The following is a 21,102-nucleotide window of genomic DNA, read 5'->3' as shown; positions in this document are numbered from 1 at the left end:
CCGGCGGCACCCGCCCCGGCGGCACCCGCCCCGGCGGCACCCGCGCCCGCACCCGCGCCGTCGCCGCCGCTCTCGTCGCCGGTACCGGGAGGCGCGGCCTTAGCCTCGCCGCCGCCGGGCGCGGAACCGTCCTCGATCTCGTCCGGTCCCTCGGGATCGGGGATCTCGTGCGGGAAGGGCTCGTCGATCTGCTTGCGCTGCACGACCCGGGGAGGCCGAGAGCGCGGGGCCAGCAGCTGCGCAGCGGCACGGTTCCCAGCGGTGCGCTGCAGTGCGAGCAGCCCTGCGGCGCTGCGGATGCCGGGAGCGGCCGGGGTGGCCTGCCGGCTCGCTTGCCCGGGGGCCGCATCGCGACGACGCGCCTCCTCCGGAGACTGGGTCGGCCCGTCGGAGCGGGTCGTGGTCACCCTCGCACCGGCCCGGGGCGTGCAAGAGCCGCGACGAGCCGTGTCGTCGCGGTCAGTATGCAGGGAACCGCCACATGCCTCCCCGTCACCCGGGAGGGATCTGCCCTTCCGCGTAGCATCGCGCGCTGGCGAGCCCGGGGACTAGGCCACGACGGGCACCCCTACGGGCAGCCTTAGTTGCCCTCGTGACGGCTGCCGATCTCGTTCCTAGTGGATGCTGGTGCGGCGACGCCGGGTGTAGAGCACCATCGTGCCGCCGACCACGATCAGCCCGCCGGAGAGGGCCATCCAGCGGTCGACGCCTTCAGCGCCGGTGCGGGGCAGTCCGGAATCGACCGTGAATCCGGCGGACAGCACCTGGATGGTCTCGCAGTCGGCCCCCAGCCCCTCGAAGGTGATGGTCGCCGGTCCGTCGGGGGCGTCCGAGGGGACGCGGATGGTCGCGGTCGCGTTGCCCTGGTCGTCGGCCTCGACCGAGGCAACGGTATCGTCGTTGAACGACACCGAGACGGTGGTGTCGGGGCAGAAGCTGCCTGCACTGCACTCGAAGCTGTCGCCTGGGGGCTCGGCGATCGAGGCGCACAGGACCGCTTGCTGGGGTGGGTAGGGCTGGGCCAAGCCGGGTGCAGCGAAGGCCAGCGAGACCACGAACGTCAGCAGCAGCGTTGGCACGATCTTCACAGTGTCCCCATGTCTGTTCGGAGCCTGGACGATGCGACACAATAGCGCAGGGACCGGCCTCCGGCGCATGAAGGGCCACGGTCCCGCTCGGCCCGAACGAGCGAGCTGCAGGTGACGACGTCCGCCGAGTACCCCGCGGTTCTCAGCTGGAGGCGGTGTGCAGACCGATCACCTCGGCGTAGTCGGTGCGCTCGAGCGGCAACGGGCCCGCCCGCGCGAACAGCCAGCCCTGCGCGTGGGTGATCCCCGCCTCGGCGAGCACGTTGAGGGTCGGCGTGTCCTCGACCCCCTCCGCGACGAGCTTGGTCCCGAGGGCGGCGGCGAGCTTGCCGAAAGCGGCTGCGACGGCGCGCTGGGCGGGATCGTCGGCGACCTCGGTTACGAGGGAGCGGTCGATCTTGATGATCTCGGGCTCGAGCCGCAGGACGTGTCGCAGGCTCGCGAAGCCGCTGCCGACATCGTCGATCGCCAACCGGGCGCCGGCGTCGCGGAAGGGACGCAGCATGGTCTGCACGCGGTTGTAGTCGTGGACCGCGGCGTGCTCGGTGATCTCGAGGACGACCCGTCGCAGGTCGACACGTCCCAGCAGCGGCCGCAGCCCCCCCGCTGCCACGGTGTCGGGTGACAGGTTGACCGCCAGGTAGCACTCGACCGGCAGCTGCTTGAGCCCACGCAGGGCGCGGATGACGGCGAGCTGCTCGAGCTGCTCCCCGAGCCCGACCCTCGCGGCGTCGGAGAACCACACGTCCGGGGGCCGCATCTCGCTGTCCGAGAACCGCGCCAGCGCCTCGACCCCGGCTACGGCGCCCGTGGCCATGTCGATGATGGGCTGGAACATCATCTGCACGCCGTCGACCTGGCCGAGGACCGTCTCGATGCGAGCGCGCGTCTCGCGGTCGTCGTCCGCGATGACCTGCTCGCGCGCGAGTTCGTGGCCCAGCAGCCGCGCCACCGTCTGCAGCACACGTACGTCGCCGGCGCGCAGGTCGGGCCGGGTCCGGTCGTCCGCGCAGCACAGCGTCCCGAAGATGTGCCCGTCGGGCAGCCGCAGCGGCACACCCGCGTAGCAAGCGATGCCGTCGCGCGTCGCCGGCAGCGACCGCAGCTCGGGGACTGCGGAGGTGTCGGGGACGAGATGGCCGATCTCGCCCCGAACCATCCGCACGCAGTACGTGTTCTCGAGCGGGATGCGCTGCCCGGTCTCGATGCCGATGGATGCGCCGTCGCCATCGACCGCGAGCACGACCTGTTCGGTCGAGGTGAAGCGGCTGAGGTAAGCGGTGCGCATGTCGAGCTCGTCCCGCAGCGTCCGCAGCATCGAGGTGACCGTGTGGGCGACGTCGGGCGGGAGCATGGGGACGACGCCGGCCCCGACCGTGACCTCGGCGGGCAGGTCTCCCTCTCCGCTGCCGACATCGGCCATCGCCGTGAGGGCGTCCGCGGCCGGAGGACCCGGCAGGAACACGAGCACGGTCGTGCCACCGTCGGCCCGGTCCTCGAGCCAGGCACGCCCGCCGTGCGCCTCCGCGTAGCGACGCACCAGCGCCAGTCCGACGCCGATGCCGGTGCCCGAGCCGTTCCCGGGGTTCGCCTGGACGAAGGGGGAGAACGCGCGTCTCCTGACCTCCTCGGGCAGTCCGGGCCCGTCGTCGCTGACCTCGAGGAGCGCCCCGCCGTCCTGCTCGGTGAGCCGGACCCACGCGGTGGTGCCCGGCGGCGTGTGCTGGGCGACGTTGGCGAGCAGGCTCTGGACGACGCGGCGGACGCGCCCCGCGTCCGCCGGGAGGCGGACCGGTGTCACGGCGACGCGCAGCTGACGCGGGCCGATCGGGATGTCATCGGCGGCTTCGAGCACCACGTCCGCGACGTCGATCGGCGCACGCTCCCGGCCGACCAGTCCCCGGCCGGCCCGGTCGAACTCGATGAGGTCGTCGACGATGTGTTGCAGACGGTCGGCCTGCGCCCCGATGCTCTGACCGATGCGCTCCAGGAGCTCCCGCTCGACCTCGAAGCCGGGGCGCTGGAGCGTCTGGGCGAAACCCGAGATCACGGTCAGCGGGTGACGCAGCTCGTGCGCGACCGCCTCGACGAGACGCTGCTTCATCTCGTCGACGAGCTGGAGCTTCTCGAGCGCGCGCCGCTCCGACTCGGCGAGACGCTCCTCGCTCGCATCGACCGGTCGCAGCACCAGGACGAACCCCTCGCCCTCCACGGGGTGGACCCACGCGCGCGCTGGCGTCCACGATCCGTCGGCGGTCACCGCGCGGAACGACAGCGTCCGGGGTGAGGCGGTCGGCGTCGTGCGCGTGAGGTAGGCCTCGATCACCACGCGCTCGTCGGGATGGATGAGCGTGACGGCCGGCGTGGCGACGAGGTCGCCGGGGATGTGGCCGAGCACCGTGGTCACCGATGGGCTCACGGCCGCGATGCGACCGTCACCGTCGACGCTCAGGACCACGTCGCCGACGTGGTCCCACAGATCGATCATCTCACCGCCCACCGATGCCCGTCTCCTCCCCCCCGGACTCACCACTCAGGGTAGGGGGCTAGGTACGAACTGTCATCATCCGGATGGTCTCGCCAGGACCGGACAGAAGGGGACGAACCGGGCGTCGGGGAATGTCCGTGACCGAAGGTTCGTGGGAGGGACGCTGAGTGAGCGCCGATCGGGCCTACGTTCGCACCCCCGGTCAGCGTGTGGGGGCGCGGTGGGACCGCGTCGAACGGGGCCGGGGGAGAGCACCGATGGGCGGCTCACCTACCCGAGCCGCGGCCGGTACGAACGGAGGTTGGGAACGTGTCGGTCTACACGGTCACCGGTGGGTTCGTCGGACGGCTCCGTGTCGTGGCCCGACGCGTGTTGGTCGACCCGTTGCGTGTGCTCGTCCGGAGCGGCAGTCCGCCGTCGAGCCTGGCGCTCGTCGTGGCGACGCTGCTCGGCGCGTGGGTCATCGCCTTCGAGTCCGGCAGCCCGGTCTCGGTCTCCCGTCACTGGTTCTACGTCCCCGTTCTCATCGCGGGGCTGCGACTGGGCCTGATCGCGGCCCTGGCGACCGCGGTCGTCGCGGCGTTCCTCGCCGGGCCGCTGGTGCCGTTGCCGGACGTCGGCTTCGGCTTCGACGAGCACGGGCCGTGGCTGCAACGGGGCGTGTTCCTCGTGTTCGTGGCGCTGCTGACCGGTGCAGCGGTCGAGGCGCTGCGGGAGCGCGAGCGGGTCGACGCCGACGTTGCGCGACGCGAGGAGCAGCTCGCTGCTCACCACCACGAGCTCGCGATCCAGCGCGCCGCGCTGATCCAGACCATCTCGCACGAGCTGCGCACCCCACTGACGATCCTCAAGGGCACGGCCGAGCTCCTCCGGGGCCTCGAGGATCAGATCCGACCGGCGTCCGCGGCGCAGCTGATCGGTCCGCTGGGGCGGGCGACACACCGGCTCGAGTCGCTCGTGTCCATGGTGCTCGAAGTCGGGGACGCGTCACACCCCGACGAGCTCGTCGCGGTGCCCGTCGCGGTCGACGAGCTGCTCGACCAGGCCGTGCACCGCGCTGCTGACGCCGTGACGAGGGAGCGCATCGAGCGGATCATCGAAGGCGACCTGACCGAGGTGACGACGGTCCCCGACTACGTCGTGGTCGCGCTCGGTTGCCTGCTCGACAACGCCCTGCGGTTCTCGCCGGACGACGAGGCGGTCCAGCTCGTCGCGCGCCCCGTCGGTGCCGGGATCGTCGAGTTCCTCGTGCGCGACCACGGGCCAGGCTTCGATCCGCGCCTGGTCGATCACCTCTTCCAGCCGTTCACGCAAGCCGACGCTTCGACGACGCGCAGGCACGACGGGCTCGGTGTCGGACTGTTCACGACGCGCAAGCTCGTCGGCCGGCTCGGCGGCGAGGTCATCCTCGAACCGAGACCGGGCGGAGGCAGCGTCGCGCGCCTCCGCCTCCCCGATGGGGCCACTCAGCCGAGCGTGTAGCTCGACCACGGTGCGCACCTGGGAGGTGTGCCGGCCCGCCACGGCGAACTCCTCGGAGCGGGGACCGAGTCGGGAGCGTGCCGTGCAGCGTCGGAGGTTCACCACGCTGATCGTCAGCGTGCTGGGCACGCTGCTGGGCACGCTGGTGGGCGCGCTGGTGGCGCCGAGCTCCGCCGCGTTCGCGCAGGAGGTCTGCGGCGAACGCATCCTCGTGCTCGGGGCGATGCCGCTGGAGGTGCAGCCGCTGCTCGACGCGGCGACGCTCGATCCGGCCGACACCGTCCGGGTCGGGGACGCCACCTTCCACCTCGGCCAACTCGCCGACGAGCGGGTCATCATCGCCATGACCGGCATCGGGCTCGTCAACGCCGAGCGCACCGTCGCGACGGCCTTCGAGGAGCTTGGCTGCGACATCACCGCGGTGGTCTTCCCCGGGGTGGCCGGGAGCGTGCACCGGATCGGTGACGTGGCTGTGCCCGAGCGCTGGACCCTCGACGGCGGGGAGACGTGGCTGGCCGCGGACCCGGCGATGGTCGCGACGGCGCGCACGCTGGTGGGGCAGGTAGCGCTGGGGTCGGTGGTGCCGATCGGCGACGATGCGTGCGTCTGCCCTGGCGTGCAGACCCTCGACACGACGGTGGCCCTAGAGCACCAGCCCGAGCTGTTCGTCGGCGGCGATGGGACCTCGTCCGACACCTTCAACGGCCATGCGCTGCCGTGCGTGCCCGGAGGCGGTGACGTGTTCGGCTGCCAGCCGTGCCTCACGCCCGTCAGCACCGCGCAAGACGTGGCCGACTTCGCCGTGAACGCGCCGGACTGGGCCACGCCGGAGTTCTTCACCGGCTTCTTCACCCCACCCGCGGAGACCACCGACACCTACGCGTCCCAGGACATGGAGTCGGCCGCGGCCGCCGCCGCAGCCGCCCGCTACGGCGCCCCGTTCCTCGCCGTCCGCGCCGCCTCCGACGGCCAGGGTGACCCGCTGTCGCTACCGGGGTTCCCGTTCCAGTTCTTCGCCTACCGCCACCTCGCCGGCGACAACGCCGCCGCGGTCACGATCGCCTTCCTCGAGGCATGGCCGCCGCGGGGCGCGGGCGGGCTCGGTGATGGGTCCGGTGATGCGCCGCCGGGGAGGACGGACCCGGATGACGCCGGCCCCGACCGTGACCCCGCGCCCCGACCGGCGGTGGATGGCGCCCCGACCGGGACGCTCCCCGCGACCGGCGGCGGGGTCGGGGCGCTGGCGGTCGGACTGGCCGCGCTGGCGAGCCTCTCGGCCGCGGGCCGCCGCTGACGCCCGCTGCGTGTGGAGTTGTGCTCATATCTGAGGCCAGGTCTCCACGCAGCGGGGCGAGGGGGGTCAGACCTCGGCGAGGTCCGGGGCGGGGTCCGGCTCGAGGTCGGGCGCCTCGACACGACCGTCGGCGTGGTGGGCGAAGCGGCCGCGGGTGTGCCCGTGGTTGGGATCGGCGGCGGGCCACGGCCAGCCGCCGAAGCCGGTCTCCTGGTAGTCGGCGTAGGCGCGCTGGATGCCGGACTGGTCGGTCATGACGAACGGCCCGTACTGCACGACGGGCTCGCCGATGGGTCGTCCCTGGAGCACCAGCGCCTCGACCCCAGCACCCGTGTCGGTGATCGTCACCGGGACGTCGCAGCGGATCAGCGCCCCGTGCTCGCTGGCGAGCTCCCGGTCCCCGATGCGCAACGACCCCTCTCCGAACACGTACAGCACGCGGTTGGTGTCACGGTGCGTCGCGGTTGGCAGCGTCCACGACGTGCCGGGGTCGAGCTCGAGGTGCCAGATCGCGACGTCGCTGTCGCGGCGGGAGGCCCACGAGTTGGGCGGGGGGTTCGGGGCGCGCTGACCGGCTATCGCCCCGGCCACGACGGTCACCCGGGTGGCGCGGCCCTCGCGGTCGAGCGCGACGTGCTTGGGGATGTCGCGGTCCCACAGCATCGCGAAGTGCGGCGGGACCATCTTGTCGCGCTGCGGCAGGTTGATCCAGATCTGGAACAGCTCCAGTGGGTTGCGATCGCTGCGGCTGAGCAGTGGGAACATCTCGGCGTGCACGATGCCGCCGCCCGCCGTCATCCACTGCACGTCGCCCCGACCGAACCGGGCCGCCGCCCCGAGCGAGTCGGAGTGATCCATGAGACCCCGGCGCATGAACGAGATGGTCTCGAAGCCGCGGTGCGGGTGCTGGGGGAAGCCGGGGACGAGCGAGCCGTGGTACATGCTCCAGCCATCCCGACCGGAGAAGTCCGCCCCGATGCTGCGCCCGATCAGCGGCTCGATGGGGCCGAGCTCCTCGTCGCCGGGCGGGTAGTCGTCGCCGTGGTGGACGCAGAACAGGAACGGGTCGGCGGTCGGCCAGACTCGTCCGAGGGGGAAGGTCTCGATCAGCACGTCGTGCACGGTGTCTCCACGGTGGCGGCCGCCTGATCGGCGGCTTGGTTGTGTAGTCAACCATCGCAACGCCCCGATGAGCCTCGACGTTCCCGATCCGGGTAGCTCGGTCGGAGGCCGGACCCCACCCGGAGGTGCCATGTTCAACGCCACGTGGACGCGACGCCTTGAGCGCGGTCGGGCCATGCCGACAGAGGCTCGCGAAGGTCGCACCGGTGCTGTCGGCGCTCGCACGGGTGCGCAACGGGTCTCACGCCGGGAGGAGCCACGGACATCACCAAGCTCAGGCACCGTCCGATGGATGACCTCGGTCGGTCGCAGCGGGCGATGCTGCTCGCTCGACTCGTCGCGGTCCCCTGGGGTCTGCTCATCCTGCTGACGCACGGCGTGCCCCCGTACCCCGACGGGGTGCTCGGAGCGGGTCTGGCGTTGATGGGCGTGCTGGCGGTCGGTGCGGTCGGGGTGTGGCTGGCCGATGTGCTCGACCGCGAGCGACGCTTCGCGCGGGTGACGGCGCTGGTCGGCCTCGGACTCGACCTCTTCGTCGCGGGGGCGTTCGTGTGGCTCAACGCGTTCGACCCCGGCGCCGCGCTGTGGGCGGTGCTGTTCATCCTCCCCCTGGAGGGCGCCATCCTGTTCGGGCTCGGCGGGGCGCTGTCCACCTGGGCCATCACCGCGCTCATCTACGCGGCGCGTGAGGCGCTCGTCATCCCCGACTTCGGGGGATCGTTCTCCGTCAACAGCATCGCCTTCCGGATGGGCATCGGGCTCCTCATCGCACTGGTCGCCGGACTGATGGCGCGCAACCTGCGACGTGAGCGAGCACGGCTCGCGGCCGCGCTCACCGACCTGCAGCGCATCGACACGTGGCGCCGGCGCCTGATCGGGGCGCTCGGCCACGATGTGCGCAACCCCCTGGCCACGATCGTGGGCACCCTCCAGACGCTCGAGGACCGCGGTCCCGACCTCGATCGCGAGACGACGGAGCTGCTGCTGCAGGGTGCGGGAAGGCAGGCGCAGCGGCTGGAACGGCTCGCGTCCGGTCTGCTCGACCTCGCGCGGCTGGAGGAGGGCCGTCTCGCTCTGGAGTTCGGGGATGTCAACGTCGCCGAGGTGGTCCGTACGGTCGTCGGGCTCACGCCACCTTCGGCACATCCGGTGGGGTGCACGGTCGCGCCCGGGGTCGTGGCGCGGGCCGACCGCGACCGACTCGAACAGGTCCTCGTCAACCTCGTCGACAACGCGCAGCGTCACGGCGCCCCGCCGATCCACATCCACGTCGGGGCGCGCGACGCCCACGTCGAGTTGCGCGTCGTGGACGGTGGCGACGGCGCCGTGGAGCTGGACGAGGACGGGCTGCCCGGGTCGGGCTACGGTCTGACCATCGTGAAGGGGCTCGTCGGCGCCATGGGCGGGCATCTGCGGTACGGGCGTGAGGACGGCCACTCCGTCGTCACCGTCACGCTGCCGGCCGCCCCGCCCGCGGTCGTCCTCACCCTCCCCGAACCGGCCCGCCACCCTGCCTGACCGGACCACTTCGTGTGGAGCTGTGCTCACATGTGAGGCCAGGTCTCCACGCAGCGGGGGCGGCGACGTGCCCTCGGCCCGGGTACGGCGGGGCGTCGGAGGCGCGGCGCTGCGGGGGCTAGGCGGAGCGGGCGGCGACGTGCTCCACGGACGGGGGGCTGAGCTCGTAGACGTTGTAGGCGGCGCGGATCACCGGCAGTGCGACGTTGCGCACGGGGACACCGCGGGCGGTGCGGCCGCGCTCGACCCCGTGGTGGGCGTGGCCGTGGAAGGCGATGCGCGCCCCGCCCGCGTCGATCGCCTGCTCGAGCTGGTAGCTGCCGAGGAAGGGGAACAGCTCCGGCTTCTCGCCCGCGCAGGTGTCGCGCACCGGGGCGTAGTGGGTCAGCGCGATGCGCAAGTCGGTGTCGAGGCTGCGCAGGGCGGACTCGAGCGAAGCCGCCGTCTCGCGCGCCCGCGCCACGAACGCCCTCATCTCCGGCTCGCCGAAGTCCGCGCACGTCGCCCCGGGGAAGCCACCGCCGAAGCCGACGGTGCCTGCCACACCGACCGACGTGCCGTCGACGTCGATCCGAACCGCGTCCCCCTCGAGCACGTGGGTGCCGTGCTCCTCGAGGTGGCGGCGCAACTCGTCCTGCTGGCCCGACTCGACATCGTGGTTGCCGAACACGGCGACGATCGGCACCTCGACCGGGGCGAGCTCGTCGGTGAGCGCGGCGATCTCCTCCTCCAAGCCGCGCCGGGTGAGGTCACCCGCGAGCAGCAGCAGGTCGGCCCGGCCGTTGAGCTCCTCGAAGCGGGGCGCGAGGGTCCCTCGCGCGTCCGCCCCGAAGTGGACGTCGCCGACCGCTGCGATCCGGATCACACCAGCTCTTCCACCGTGGGCTGGCCATCGACGCGTTGGATGCGCGTGCGGTTGTCGATCGTCTTGCCCGGAAGCAGTTCCTCGGCCACGCGGTCGAGCTCCGAGCGCCGGTCCGCGGTCGCGACCTCGCCGGTGATCACGACCCGATCGGCGTGGACCTGGACCTCGATGTCGAGGTCGCAGGTGCGTGGGTCGGTGCGGAGGACGTGGTGAGCGGACGCCCCGGCCCCGTCGGTCTCGGGGCGCGCGATCGAAGCGCTCGTCGGATCCGCCTCGCCGTAGGCCTGCTGCCACAGCGCGTCGATGGCCCAGCCCGGCACAGCGATGTCGGAGCCGTCGGCATAGACGAGCAGACTCAGCACCCGACGGACGGCGTGCCGTGAGCGCGCGATCAGGTGGCTCCAGTCGATGGCGCAGACGCTCAGGAGCGCGAGCGCGTCGAACCAGTGGTAGCCACCCTCCTCCTTGTGTGCCGCGACCTTGATGACGAGCAGGTCCTCGGGCGGCGCGACGCGGATGCGCTCACCCTGGAAGGTGGTCTCGATGGCGCGTTCCGCCATCGCGTCGTCGAAGTAGATCGCGCCCGCGCTGCGGAAGATCAGGTCGACGAGCACGTCGTCCTTCATCGCCTTGAACAGCCAGACGGGGTCGGTCTCCTCGGTGTCGTAGCCGTTCTCAGCGAGGAGCGCGAGGGCACGCTTGGCGTCGTCGGGGCGCAAGAACACGTCGATGTCGTGGGTCCAGCGTGGCCGCGCGAGTGCCGCCACGGCGATGCCACCCATGATGACGTGGGGGATGGCCGCGGCCTCGAGCAGATCGACGGTCTCGCGGAGCACCGCACGGAAGCGTTCGAGATCCATCCCGCCGGCGTCGACGGTGCGGACAGGCCCGCCCGCCTCGACGGACCACGCAGTCACGGCGAGCCTCCTCGTCGGCGTGGAGACCACCATGACGCAGCGCGCGACACCCCGCACGCCCCGGCCGTGACCGTTCGCACCCCTACCTCTCGCGACGCCGCATCCGCGCCGTCGATAGGTCCTTCGCAACGCTCACGCCGTCGAGAGCGCGGTCTCGACGGCTCCGATCGCATGGGGACCCGTGGGCTCCTCCATCATGGGGCGACGGCGCATTCGACGGTCAGGTGACGCGGCGCCGGGCGAGTCCGAACACCCCCGCCCCGAGCAGCGCCAGCAACGCCGCCAGCGGGATCAGCCCGCCACCGGTCGTGGGCAGCGGGGCGGCCTCAGGCTCGACCGGCGGAGGGGGCGGGGCGGCGGGGGCGGCCGGCTCCAGCGGTGGGCCGGTGCCGTTGGGGTTGGTCCAGTCGAGCAGGTTGCGGAACACGTTGTAGCCCGTGTAGGTGACCCCGTGCGATGCGAGCCCGAACGGGTGGTCGTACTGCTCGGTGGGGACCGGGGCGATGGAGCCGAGGATGCGCACCACGCCGTCGCCGTGGGCCAGCTCGCCCAGCGTCACCTGCGCCCCGAGCATGCCGACGTTGCGGCCAGCGGCCTCCTCGAACTGCTCGGCGCCCACGCCCCACTGAGGGTGAGTGGACAGGTCGCCGCCGGACTCGTCGAGGATGGCGTAGCCCGTCGGCACTGGCTCGCTCACCTGGTGGCGGTGACCCGGCCCCTCGGCGGCGCCGGGCAGGTCGACGTCAGCGGCCAGCGGATCGTCGTAGGTCGTGGTCTCGCCGGCGTCGGTCGAGAACTGCACGTGGCCCGCGTAAACGAGCGTGCGTCGGACGCTCTCAGCCGGCACGAAGCCCAGCCACTCGAGCGCCCGCAGGGAGTCGTCGGTGAGCACGAGGTTGCCGCCCTGCTCCACGAACGCCTTCAGGCGCGCGGCGACCGTGTCGCGGTCCGCGATCGAGAACTCGCTGTCGTTGGTGATCGCTGGCGCGCCCTCGAACGCGATCGTGTAGTCGGCGGGGCCCGCCGAGCCGGCCCAGTTGTGGATCTCGAGCTGGTAGTTGCCGGGGGCCGGGTCGGGGTAGGTCAGCGTCTCGAGGCCGGTCCGGCCCGACTCGCCGGAGGCCACCGTCGTGGTGTTGCCCTCCGCGTCCTCCACCAGCAGGTACAGATCCGGGTCGACGACCGCCGTGCTGGTGACCTCGATCTTGATGGCGCCCTGGTCCCGCTCGAGCTCGAACGGCACGAACGCCGAGGTCGCGGGGGTGCGCTCGCCCGCCCCGGGCGCCGGCACGATGGCCGTGCCCTCGAGCGTCTCGGCGGCGGGGATGGCGGGGCGCGGCTGGACGAAGCCGGGGAGGATGGCGTCGTCGATGGCGACGACGGTGTCGAAGCGGCTGAGGTCGGCGGTCCCGTCGAGGACCTGGTCGAAGGGCACCGGGACGAGCTCGTCCTCGCCCGCGAACGGGCGCAGATCGGCGAGGAAGTCCATGTTCGACACGTCGTATGGGGCCTGGCCCGGGTCGGGCCACGCCTCCTCGTCGCTGAAGGTGATGTCGACGTCGAACATCGACGCCCCGTCGCCGGTCACGCGGATGCGGTAGCGGCCGGGCAGCGGGTTGTTGGCGTCGAGCTGCGCCCCGCCCTGGAGGTAGATGAACGACTGGTTGTAGTAGGTGTTGACCTCGTTCCAGTCGTCGGGCTCGTCGGTGTCGGGGTCGGGGTCCTCCTCCTCGCCGCGGTAGCGCTCGAGCGCGATCTCGTTGAGCGACCCCAGCCCCACGCCGGAGAGGTTGTTCCACGTCACGACCGCGGTCATGCCGCCGTTGTAGATGCCCTCCTCGGGGCCGAGCACCTCGATGTCGTCGGAGACCGTCTCGGTCGGCGTGTGGTTGATCGTCAGCGAGATCGGGTCCTGCTGGGGAAGGTCGCGGAACGTGGCCGAGGCAGTCGTCGCCGGGGACCCCAGGTGCTGGATCCGCTCGGGGTTGAAGAGGTACGCGGCGCGGCCCTCGTAGTCGAAGTCGGTGTTCTCGGGCGTCAGCGAGTAGTGGATCATCCCGTAGATCAGCGACTTGTTGCCGTCGACGTGCAGCTGCTCGAACTCGGTGAGGTAGCAGGTGCCGATGCCGCAGTTGCTGAGGTGCGACATCGACATCTCGTTGCCGACGGCGTCGGCGTTGAGCCCGATCGGCGAGCCCAGCCAGCCGTCGTTGGATCCGGTGGTCGTGTAGCCGATGGTGTCCCACACGGTCCCGTACTGCACGCCGTAGACGCGGTTGCTCGGGTCGCAGTTGGGGTCGTCGCTCTCCTGTGGGGAGGTCCCGCCCACCCACACGCACGGCTCGGGCTCGTCGTTGCCCTTGATGATGGGGTTCCACGCCAGGCGTTCCTCGGCGTCCTCCCAGGCGCCCTGGACGAACTGGAGCATGCGGCGGTCCTGGTCGAACGCCCGCTCCGCCCCGCCGATCAGCGTGAAGCTGAAGGCGCGGTCGAACAGCTGTCCGTGCAGGTCGATGCCGCCGTTCCAGTCGTTCTCGATGGCTTGGAGCACCCGGCCGAACGAGCGCGTCTCGGGCTCCGACCACGGCGTGTAGGGACGGAACGTGAACCCCTGGGTCGGCCAGTCGCGGTTCAGGTCGACGCCGTTGCCGTTGTAGCGCTGGTAGAAGAACCCGGGGCTCTCGCCGGGGTCGAAGAACGCCTTCTGCTTGTCGCCCCGCCGCCACCCATCGGGGTTGGCCAGCGTGAAGTAGACGACGCTGCGCTTGAGCGCTTCGCCGGCGGTGATCGATGCGTCGGGTTGGGTCTCGAGCAGCGGGTGGGGGTTGTCGGGGCCGGCGTTCTCGAGGGCGCAGTCAGCGGGGGAGGCGTCGTCGCCGTGCTTCTCGCACGACGCCCACGTGGCGAGGTCCTCGATGGCGCGCACGCCGCCCTCGACGCCGGCGCGCTCGATCCCGTGGATCGACAGTGTGTAGGCGAAGTGCTCGCGCTGGTCGATGGGCGTGCCGGTGTCCTCCTCGTCGGTGACCCGCACGAGGTACAGCGGCGCGGGGTCGCGGTCGAGGTCCTCGGTCGGGATGCCGGCGCTCATGCCCTCGCCGCCGTCGAGGTCGAGCACGCCGGCGAACGGGCCGTCGGGATCGGACAGGTCGTAGACGTCGATGAAGTCGCCGAACATGTCGTCGCTGGCGAGCAGCTCGAGCCCGGCGATGGTCTCGTCCCAGCCCATGAAGTCGAGGGCGCGGCAGTTCTCCATCCCCTTGGCGAAGGGTGACTGGTTGGGAGGTGGCTGGGGCGAGGGCCAGAACGCGTGGGGATCGGGGAACACCCGCGCGCACGCCTCGTACGGGGCGCCGGTGACCCCCGACACGGGGAAGGCCTGAGCCGGGGCGGCCAGCGGGACCGTCAGCCCGATGACGAGTGCGAGCGTGTACAGCAGATGACGCGTTCCAGCCACGATCCCAGCCCCTTCCGGCAACCGTCCGAGCGTAAAGGGTGTGGTCGGACCGTACGCCCGGGCGGATGTCCGTACGGCCGGTACCTCGTGGGGTCGTGGACCCGGCCAGTCGGACACCCGGCCGCCCCAGCACACGGACAGGATCGGCACGAAGCTTGCGCCCATGGCTGCCCTTCGTCGTCCGGCTCTGTGGAGCGCGCTCGGATGCGGTGTGCTGCTGTGGCTGGCCGTCGCGAGCCGCTTCCAGCTCACGCAGGCGCTGGCCGGGCTGGTCGCCGCAGCGGCGGCCACCGCTCTCGCCGGCTACGCCCGTCGCCAGATGGGGATAGAGGTTCACGCCCCGACCGGCGCACTCCGGGTGCTGGCCTCCGTCCCAGCTGGTGTCGTGCGCGATCTGCTCACCCTGTCCCGGGAGGCGCTGGCGCGTTCCCGCGGTCGTCCCTCCGCGGCCGACGTCGTCGCGGTGCCCGTCGGAGAGGCCGTGGGCGAGCACGGGTACGTCACCCTCGGCGTCGTGGCGGTGACCCTGACACCGAACACGCTCGCCATCGGGATCGACCCCGACGAGCAGGTCTTGGTCGTGCACCGGCTGCGCGGCGGTGGCGATCCCGAGGACGACGTGCATCCTCGGCTGCCGTGATGTTCACGCTCGCCGCGGTCGCGCTGCTGGGCGTTCTCGCCACGGCGCTCGTGGCCACGATGCACGGCAGCGCCCCGGCGCGCGTCGCCGCGCTGCAGCTTGCGGGCACGATCACGCTGCTGGTGATCCTCGTGCTGGCGGCCGACCTCAGCGAGACGGCGCTGCTGCCGGTCGCGGTCGTGCTCGCCGTTGTCACCGTCATCGGAGGGCTGCTGTACGCGCGCTTCCTGGAGCACTGGTTGTGACCGCCGTCACCGGGGTCCTGCTCGTGCTCGGCGTCGCCGCCACGACGGTCGCCGCGACCGGCACGCTCGTCAGCCCCGACCCCCGCGACCGGCTCCACTTCGGGGGAGCGGCGACCACGGTCGGGATCGTGACCATCGCGCTCGCGATCGTGCTTGAGCTGCCCGGGGCGAGCGGGCCGACGGTCGTCGTGGCGCTCCTGGTCCTGCTGGGCGCGCCGCTGGTGTCCCACGCGCTCGCCCGCGCCGAGCACGTCCGCGAGCGCGGCGAGTGGCACGTAGAGGACATCGCGGGGTCATCGTGACCGTCCCCATGGTGATCGCCACCGCGTTGGTCGCGGTCGCCGCGACCGGCGTCGTGCTCATCCGCGATCCGCTCAAGGGATCGGTCGCGTCCGGCGGCCTCGCGCTGACGCTGGCTCTGCTGTTCGTGCTGCTGCGCGCTCCCGAGGTCGCCATCTCGGAGGTGGTCGTGGGCGGCATCGCCGTCCCCGCGATGGTCGTCCTCGCACTGGCACGCATCCGAGGTGCCCGATGACGGCGCGTGTGGTGCTGTTCGGTGCAGCGGTAGCGGCACTGACCGTCCTGATGGTCGCCGCGTTCGGTGCGCTGGCCGATCCGGGTCTCTCCCACGATCTCGTCGGGCAGCGCCTCGCCGAGCTCGCCGTCGAGGAGCGCCACACCGCCAACACCGTCACCGCCGTCCTGTACGACCTGCGGGCTCTCGACACGCTGGGGGAGGAGCTGGTGCTGTTCGCTGCGGTCACGGGAACGGCACTGCTCCTGCGCGTCCGGCGTGATGAAGACGAGGAGACACCGCCGTTCGAGTCCCGCGGAGCCGGAACCCTCCGCGGCGGTGACGCCGTGCGGACGCTGGGTGTCCCGCTCATCGGGGTGACGGCGATCGTCGGCGCGGGGCTGCTCGTGAACGGCCACCTCACCCCCGGTGGCGGCTTCCAGGGCGGCGTCGTGCTGGCCGGTTCCCTGCTGCTGCTGTACCTGCTGCACGACTACGACACCTTCGACCGCATCGCTCCCGTCGATCGGCTGGAGCGGCTGGAGGGGCTGGCCATCGGGGCGTTCGCGCTGAGCGGACTCGGCGGCCTCGTGCTCGACCGCGGCTACCTCGGCAACGTCCTGCCGGTCGGCGAGCTCGGCGAGCTCCTGTCGGGGGGGACCATCGCGCTGCTGAACATCACCACCGGGGTGGCGGTGACCGCCGGCATCGGTGTCCTCCTCGCTGAGTTCGTGGGCCAGGCCCTGCGCGTGGGCGGCGAGTGACGTGCACCCACTGCTCTCCGCGCTGGTGGGGTACCTGTTCATCATCGGCTGCTACGGCATCGTCACCAGCCGCAACCTCGTGCACCTGACCCTCTGCCTGTCGGTGGCGCAGTCCTCCACCTACGTGCTCCTGCTCGGCGTCGGCTTCCGTGAAGGCGACGCGGTGCCGGTCGTGCAGCCGGGCGAGCCGGTCGAGCCGCTCGCGGATCCGCTCGTCCAGGCGCTGGCGCTGACCGACATCGTCGTGGGTGCGACCGTGTCTGCGCTACTCCTGGCGCTGGCCGTCCAGGTCCACAAGACGCGCGGCACGGTCGATCCCAACGAGCTCGTGGCGCAGCACGGGTGACCGCCACCGTCGCACTGCCGATCGCGCTCGTCATCCCGGTGGTCGCCTCTGCTCTCCTGATGGTGCTCGGGCGACGCGGGTCCCGCTGGACCGACGCGGTGGCGCAGGCCGCGACGGTGTCGACGGCGGTGTTGCTCATAGCGGTCGCAGCAGGCTGGACCCGCGGCCCGGCGGTGCACTGGATCGCCGGCTGGCAGCCGACGTCCGGGGCGATCCCCGGCATCCCGCTGGTCGGAGACCTGCCCGCCACGGTCACCGCCGCGGTGGCCGCGGTCCTCGTCACGGCGTCGCTGGTCTACTCGGTCCGCTACTTCGAGCAGGTGCGGCCGCTTTACCCGGTGCTGCTGCTGACGCTGCTCACGGGCATGGTCGGGTTCGTCCTGTCGGGAGACCTGTTCAACCTCTTCGTGTTCTACGAGGTCATCGGCGTGTCGGCCTACGCGCTCGCTGGCTACCGGATCCATCACGAGGGCCCGCTGCAGGGGGCTATCAACTTCGCCGTCAGCAACACGCTCGGTTCGCTGCTGCTGCTCGCCGGCGGAGTCTTCGTCTACGCCCGAACCGGCACGCCGAACCTCGCCGAGGCGGGCACGGTGTTGGCCGGCAGCGATGCTGGCCCGCTCGTGCTGGCTGCGTACGTGCTGATCGCCGCCGGGCTGTTCGTCAAGGCCGCCGTCGTGCCGTTCCACTTCTGGCACGCGGACGCGCATGCGGTTGCCCCGACGCCCGTCTGCGCGTTGTTCGCGGCGATCATGATCCAGCTCGGTGTGGTCGTGTTCGCGCGCGTCCACTGGGTCGTCTTCGCGGACGCGCTGGCGTCCCACGTCGACGCGCTGCGGGCGATCCTCACGGCGGCGGCGACCCTCACCGCTGTCGTCGCGGCGGTGATGGCGACGCTGCAGAACCACATCAAGCGGCTGCTGGCGTTCTCGTCGGTGGCGCACAGCGGCGTCATCCTCGCCGGCATCGCGATGCTCGATCCCGACGGGGCGACCGGCTCGGGCCTCTACCTCGTCGCCCACGCCGCGACCAAGGCCGCCCTGTTCCTCGGTCTGGGGATCGTGCTGCACCGCTACGGCAGCGTCGACGAGGGTGAGCTGCATGGTCGCGGCAGGAGCACACCCGTCGTCGGGGTGATGTTCACCATCGGGGGGCTCGCACTCGCGGGCACGCCGCCGTTCGGCATCACGCTCGGCAAGCAGCTCATCGACGAGGCGCTCCTGCACCACGGCCACGCCTGGCTCGTGGTCTGTCTCGTGCTGGTCTCGGGGCTGACCGCAGGCGCGGTGGTGCGCGTGGCGACGCGGGTGTTCCTCGGCTGGGGACGCCCCGCTGCATCGCACGAGGCAGCCGACGCGGAGGAGGCGGACGAGTACGAGACCGAGGAGGCCCACGGTCGGACACCGGCCGTCATGGCCGTACCGATGGCGCTGCTGCTCGTCGCCGCCCTCGCGGCCGGGATCGTCCCTGGTGTGCGGTCGGTCGCGGCGTCGGCAGGTCACGCGTTGACCTCCCCGGACACGTACCAGGCGCTGGTGCTCGGTGGTGAGGCGGTGGAGGCCGTCATCCCCGCGACGCCCGGGCTGACCCTCAAGGGCGTCGCGATCGGCTCGGCCGGGTTCGCGGTCGCGCTGCTGGTCGCTGCTGGGGCGCTGATGCCTCGTCGCCGACCACGCTGGTTGGGCCATCTCGCGCAAGCCGGCAGCGCGGCGGTCACCCCGTTGCGCGCGGTGCACAGCGGCCACGTCGGGGACTACGTGGCGTGGCTGCTGACCGGCGTGGCGGTCCTGGGCACCGGGGTCGCGGTACTGCTGCGCTGAGCCTCGATCTTAGGGGTGGGTCGACCCCCGGGCAGGAGCGATCCAGGGCTCAGGATCGTGGCGGGCGATCGAGAAGGCGGTCGGCACCCTCGACCTCACGCCACAACTCGGGCTCGATCGGCTCTCCCTGCTCGATCACGCTCGTCTCGCCGTTGCGCTCGAGCACCACCGCCAGCACGGCCGCGAGCGATGCGTGGCCGGACGCGCGGACCGCCTCGAACGTCTCTGCCCGACTGAGGTGCGCCCGCTCGAGCTGCTCGTCGACGAACTCGCCGTGGGCGACGACGAGGCGCGGCCGGTTCTGGGTGATGCGGTGGAACGCGACCCAGTGGTGGTGCAACCACCCCGTGATGGCGTGGGCGGTGAAGAGCGTGACGAGTCCGAGAAGGGCGGCGCCCAGCGACGTCCGGACGAGGATGACGCGTCCGATGATGGCGCCGATGGCGAGCACGAACGGCAGGTCGTAGCTCGTCGCCGTGGCGAACTGGCGCTGACCGAAGATCCTGGAGAGGGAGAGCATCGCGGCGTAGGCGACCAGTGCGGTGAGGATCACCAAGCCCGCGTCCGTCCACGTGAGCCATAGGTCATCCACGCGTCTCACTCCTCTCGGGTGGACCCAGCTTCGGCGGCGTTCGCAGGACGTCCGCGGACCAGTCCCAGCCGCGATCCTCGACCAGGGCACGGAGTCGCCGACGGCGCGTGGACAGCTCATCCGCGTGGGCGCGCAGCTCAGCGGGGTCGACGGTCACACCCTCCGCATCGAGGCGCTCGGTCGCCGGTAGCGGCGGGTCGCGGTGCTCCTCGGTGAGCCGGACGCTCCCCAGCAGCTCGCCGATCGCCGCCCGCATCGGCCCTACAGCGGCGGTCGGGACACCGCCGTCACGAGCGTGGAGGATCGTCAAGGCCTCGTCGACCACGGCGACGGCTACCTCGATCGCGGCGTGGCGTTCCACCGTGTGGAAGTAGGGCAGGACGGGAAGCGCGTGGTGGTAGCGCGCCACCAGGGCGACCTCCTCCGCCAGCGTGGTCAGGTGTTGACCGAGCAGGCCGAGATCGGGCTCTCCGGCTCCGGCCGCGGCCATCGCGACCGGGTCGTCGGCGACTCCCAGGATGCGGATGGCCAGGGCGCGGCGCTTCGACGCCGCGGTCACGACCTGGAACAGGTACGTCAGGGTCAGGGCGGCCCAGCTGAGCCCGATCAGCGCAGCGGCGTTGTTGACGAACTCCCATCCGCCCGACGTGGCGACGTAGCCGGCACCCGCACCTGCCAGTGCCCCCGCCGCGTACGCGAGCTTGGCGACGATGCCGGCGTTCTGCGTCGTCGTGCTGTTCATGACGGAGGACGGATCCGACAGGAACAGCAGCACGAAACCGCCCCAGATGAGTACCAACCATCCGATGACGACGGCGACGAGCACCACGTGGCCGGACCTCTGCAGCCGTCGGTGGATGTCACGGTGCGGCAGACCGGTCGCCAGTCGAGCGATCGCCACCGACAGACCCCGGGTGAAGGGACCCCCACCGGCGGCAGCGGCGATGGTGGTGACGTACACGTCGAAGAGCGCCAACCCGATCAGCCCCGCACCGATGACCACCGGGACCGTTGCCATGTCAGCGCAGGTGCTTGCGGAACCACGCTCCTGCGAGGTCGGTGACACGCTCGAGCTCGCCGGGCCCTTCGAAGAGGTGACCGGCGCCCGGCACGATCGCCACCTCGGCGTGCCCGAGGTACTCGGCGGCGTCGCGGTTCAGCTCGAGGACCGCCCGGTCGTCGCCCCCGACGATGAGCAACGCCGGGGTGTCGATGAGCTCGAGGTCGCTGGCGAGGTCGACGCGACCGCCCCGCGAGACCACCGCCCCGACCCGATCCGGCAGGGTTCGCGCGGCGTTCAGCGCGGCGGCCGCCCCGGTGCTCGCCCCGAACGTGCCAACGCGGAGGTCCGCGAGCTCCTCGCGCCCCGCGGCCCACTCGATCGCGGCGACGGTGCGGTCGCTGAGGAGCGCGATGTCGAAGACGTTGGCTCGGTCGCGGGCCTCCTCCTCCGTGAGGAGGTCCAGGAGCAGTGTCGCGAGCCCGTCAGCTCGCAGTCCATCGGCGACCTGGGTGTTGCGTGGACTGTGACGGCTGCTGCCGCTGCCGTGAGCGAAGACCACCAGGCCGGACGCCTCCGTGGGGACCTCGAGGATCCCCGGCAGTGCGACCGCTTCGAGGGTGATCGTCACCTCGGTCACGTGGATCCCTCGCTTCCCGGCCACACACGTCCGCTGCCGTGTGCCGAACCGGCCCTCACTCCTCGAGTTCGAACGTGATGAGCAGGTTCACCTGGTAGTCGCTGATGCTGTCGCCATCGACGCTGACGCGCTGCTCCTTCACCCACGCGGACTTCACGTTCCGCAACGTCTTCGTGGCCCGTTCCACGCCGACCCTGATGGCGTCCTCGAAGCTCTGCTCCGACTTGGCGCTGATCTCGGTGACACGTGCGACGGCTGGCATGGGGTTCTCCTCCATCGGTTTGGTTCGCTCGGGTAGCTCCACCCTTCC

Annotated in this window: 21 protein-coding genes; 10 read left to right on the top strand and 11 right to left on the bottom strand. The window is 71.7% G+C overall.

Annotated features, from left to right (window positions below; all coding sequences use genetic code 11):
- The 3 genes from KY469_19425 to KY469_19415 all read right to left on the bottom strand — a co-directional run.
- Positions 1-407: hypothetical protein (locus tag KY469_19425; GenBank protein MBW3665271.1), on the bottom strand; the 407-nt coding region annotated here is incomplete at its 3' end.
- A 207-nt stretch (positions 408-614) separates the two neighbouring features.
- On the bottom strand, positions 615-1,088 hold the full coding sequence (locus tag KY469_19420; protein MBW3665270.1) for an LPXTG cell wall anchor domain-containing protein: 474 nt from the start codon (positions 1,086-1,088) through the stop codon (positions 615-617).
- A gap of 142 nt (positions 1,089-1,230) precedes the next feature.
- Positions 1,231-3,588: an EAL domain-containing protein gene (locus KY469_19415; GenBank protein MBW3665269.1), complete on the bottom strand. Its 2,358-nt coding sequence runs from the start codon at positions 3,586-3,588 to the stop codon at positions 1,231-1,233.
- A 297-nt stretch (positions 3,589-3,885) separates the two neighbouring features.
- Here KY469_19415 and KY469_19410 point away from each other — a divergent pair, with 297 nt between their 5' ends.
- Positions 3,886-5,058, top strand: coding sequence for a HAMP domain-containing histidine kinase (locus KY469_19410; GenBank protein MBW3665268.1), 1,173 nt, complete (start codon positions 3,886-3,888; stop codon positions 5,056-5,058).
- 82 nt (positions 5,059-5,140) lie between these two features.
- Positions 5,141-6,352 (top strand): hypothetical protein, encoded by a 1,212-nt coding sequence (locus KY469_19405; GenBank protein MBW3665267.1) that lies wholly within the window; start codon positions 5,141-5,143, stop codon positions 6,350-6,352.
- A gap of 66 nt (positions 6,353-6,418) precedes the next feature.
- Here the strand turns inward: KY469_19405 and KY469_19400 are convergent, their stop codons facing one another.
- Entirely contained in the window at positions 6,419-7,606 is a 1,188-nt protein-coding gene (locus KY469_19400) for a pirin family protein (GenBank protein ID MBW3665266.1), read from the bottom strand.
- A gap of 156 nt (positions 7,607-7,762) precedes the next feature.
- Here KY469_19400 and KY469_19395 point away from each other — a divergent pair, with 156 nt between their 5' ends.
- Positions 7,763-8,992, top strand: coding sequence for a HAMP domain-containing histidine kinase (locus KY469_19395; GenBank protein ID MBW3665265.1), 1,230 nt, complete (start codon positions 7,763-7,765; stop codon positions 8,990-8,992).
- Between the two features lie 118 nt (positions 8,993-9,110).
- Here the strand turns inward: KY469_19395 and KY469_19390 are convergent, their stop codons facing one another.
- The 3 genes from KY469_19390 to KY469_19380 all read right to left on the bottom strand — a co-directional run bounded on the left by KY469_19390 (position 9,111) and on the right by KY469_19380 (position 14,231).
- On the bottom strand, positions 9,111-9,857 hold the full coding sequence (locus KY469_19390; GenBank protein ID MBW3665264.1) for a metallophosphoesterase: 747 nt from the start codon (positions 9,855-9,857) through the stop codon (positions 9,111-9,113).
- Positions 9,854-10,774, bottom strand: a complete 921-nt coding sequence (locus KY469_19385) for a nucleotidyltransferase family protein (GenBank protein MBW3665263.1) — start codon at positions 10,772-10,774, stop codon at positions 9,854-9,856. The genes KY469_19390 and KY469_19385 overlap by 4 nt, the downstream gene beginning before the upstream one ends.
- A 220-nt stretch (positions 10,775-10,994) precedes the next feature.
- Entirely contained in the window at positions 10,995-14,231 is a 3,237-nt protein-coding gene (locus KY469_19380) for a hypothetical protein (protein ID MBW3665262.1), read from the bottom strand.
- Between the two features lie 163 nt (positions 14,232-14,394).
- On the opposite strand from KY469_19380, the gene KY469_19375 reads away from it, so the two are divergent.
- The 7 genes from KY469_19375 to KY469_19345 are packed head-to-tail and all read left to right on the top strand — an operon-like array spanning position 14,395 to position 18,560.
- Positions 14,395-14,871, top strand: a complete 477-nt coding sequence (locus tag KY469_19375) for a Na+/H+ antiporter subunit E (GenBank protein ID MBW3665261.1) — start codon at positions 14,395-14,397, stop codon at positions 14,869-14,871.
- On the top strand, positions 14,868-15,116 hold the full coding sequence (locus KY469_19370) for a hypothetical protein (GenBank protein ID MBW3665260.1): 249 nt from the start codon (positions 14,868-14,870) through the stop codon (positions 15,114-15,116). The genes KY469_19375 and KY469_19370 overlap by 4 nt, the downstream gene beginning before the upstream one ends.
- Complete coding sequence (locus KY469_19365) at positions 15,113-15,418, top strand: monovalent cation/H(+) antiporter subunit G (GenBank protein MBW3665259.1); 306 nt, start codon at positions 15,113-15,115, stop codon at positions 15,416-15,418. Before KY469_19370 ends, KY469_19365 begins: the two co-directional genes overlap by 4 nt.
- A complete protein-coding gene (locus KY469_19360; protein ID MBW3665258.1) occupies positions 15,415-15,651 on the top strand; it encodes a DUF4040 domain-containing protein in 237 nt (78 codons plus the stop codon). The genes KY469_19365 and KY469_19360 overlap by 4 nt, the downstream gene beginning before the upstream one ends.
- Positions 15,648-16,394, top strand: a complete 747-nt coding sequence (locus KY469_19355) for a sodium:proton antiporter (GenBank protein MBW3665257.1) — start codon at positions 15,648-15,650, stop codon at positions 16,392-16,394. Before KY469_19360 ends, KY469_19355 begins: the two co-directional genes overlap by 4 nt.
- A gap of 10 nt (positions 16,395-16,404) precedes the next feature.
- Positions 16,405-16,740 carry a cation:proton antiporter subunit C gene (locus KY469_19350; protein MBW3665256.1) on the top strand — a complete coding sequence of 112 codons (336 nt, stop codon included), beginning with the start codon at positions 16,405-16,407 and terminating at the stop codon, positions 16,738-16,740.
- The gene (locus tag KY469_19345) at positions 16,737-18,560 is read left to right on the top strand and encodes an NADH-quinone oxidoreductase subunit D (GenBank protein MBW3665255.1); all 1,824 of its coding nucleotides are present in this window, start codon (positions 16,737-16,739) and stop codon (positions 18,558-18,560) included. Before KY469_19350 ends, KY469_19345 begins: the two co-directional genes overlap by 4 nt.
- A 49-nt stretch (positions 18,561-18,609) precedes the next feature.
- On the opposite strand, the gene KY469_19340 is transcribed toward KY469_19345, so the two are convergent.
- From KY469_19340 to KY469_19325, 4 genes are read right to left on the bottom strand one after another with little or no spacing between them, the layout of a single operon-like run.
- A complete protein-coding gene (locus tag KY469_19340) occupies positions 18,610-19,152 on the bottom strand; it encodes a DUF421 domain-containing protein (protein MBW3665254.1) in 543 nt (180 codons plus the stop codon).
- A complete protein-coding gene (locus tag KY469_19335; GenBank protein MBW3665253.1) occupies positions 19,145-20,170 on the bottom strand; it encodes a hypothetical protein in 1,026 nt (341 codons plus the stop codon). The genes KY469_19340 and KY469_19335 overlap by 8 nt, the downstream gene beginning before the upstream one ends.
- 1 nt (position 20,171) lies before the next feature.
- Positions 20,172-20,792, bottom strand: coding sequence for a dienelactone hydrolase family protein (locus tag KY469_19330; GenBank protein ID MBW3665252.1), 621 nt, complete (start codon positions 20,790-20,792; stop codon positions 20,172-20,174).
- A 55-nt stretch (positions 20,793-20,847) separates the two neighbouring features.
- On the bottom strand, positions 20,848-21,054 hold the full coding sequence (locus tag KY469_19325) for a dodecin family protein (GenBank protein ID MBW3665251.1): 207 nt from the start codon (positions 21,052-21,054) through the stop codon (positions 20,848-20,850).
- Positions 21,055-21,102: the final 48 nt, after the last annotated feature.

This window comes from Actinomycetota bacterium, assembly GCA_019347575.1.
GTDB lineage: Bacteria > Actinomycetota > Nitriliruptoria > Nitriliruptorales > Nitriliruptoraceae > JAHWKY01.
Note: the sequence above shows the minus strand (reverse complement) of the source record. Positions and strands in the feature narration are given on the sequence as shown.